The sequence below is a fragment of the Oleiphilus sp. HI0125 genome (assembly GCF_001635355.1).
The window spans coordinates 1-764 of record NZ_LWGF01001413.1 but is presented as its reverse complement, the minus strand read 5'-3'; the positions used below and the strand labels follow the sequence as shown (position 1 = coordinate 764).

The following is a 764-nucleotide window of genomic DNA, read 5'->3' as shown; positions in this document are numbered from 1 at the left end:
TTAGCGACTTGCCCCAGAACAATCAGCTTGTCAGGTGTAATTTCACCACCAGCGATACGAGGTACAACCGAATAACTACCATCTTTTTGCATATTGCCAAGATAAGTGTCGTTGGTGTCTTGGAGTTTAACGTGCTCTTTTTGAAGCACGAAATCGTTCCATACTGACGCGAGAATTGAACCGACCGCAGGCTTACAGATTTCACAACCGATACCGCGACCATGTTTTTCAAGCAGCGCGTCAAAACTTTTGATTTCTTCGACTTTAATAATGTGGAAGAGCTCTTGGCGAGAATAAGCAAAGTGCTCACAAATATCTTTATTGACCTCTACGCCGCGTTTTTCTAGTTCGCTATCAACGACGTTTTTCAATAAGGCCGCACAACCACCACAACCGGTGCTTGCTTTAGTGCATGATTTCACCGAGCCAAGATCACAGTTGCCTGCATCCATTGCATCAACAATGTCGCCCTTAGAGACGTTGTGACAAGAACATACCGTCGCAGTCGCTGGTAAAGCATCAGCACCTAGCGCAGGCGCAGCATCGCTCGTAGAAGGAAGAATTAAACTTTCTGGTTTTTCAGGAAGGTCGATACCATTTAAAGCATACTGAAGAAGAGTATCGTAGTCTGAAGTGTCACCTATTAGCACCGCACCAATAAGTAGCTTTTTGTCTGCATCAACAACGATCTTCTTGTAAACACCTTCAGGTTGATTTTCATAGGTGTAACTCAAAGCACCTACTGTGCGAGCATGGGCGTCACC

General features: G+C 45.0%; 1 protein-coding gene. It reads right to left on the bottom strand.

The annotated features are described in order from the left end of the window. A partial coding sequence (locus tag A3762_RS24040) for a (2Fe-2S)-binding protein (protein WP_197469556.1) occupies positions 1–764 on the bottom strand: 764 nt, incomplete at both ends.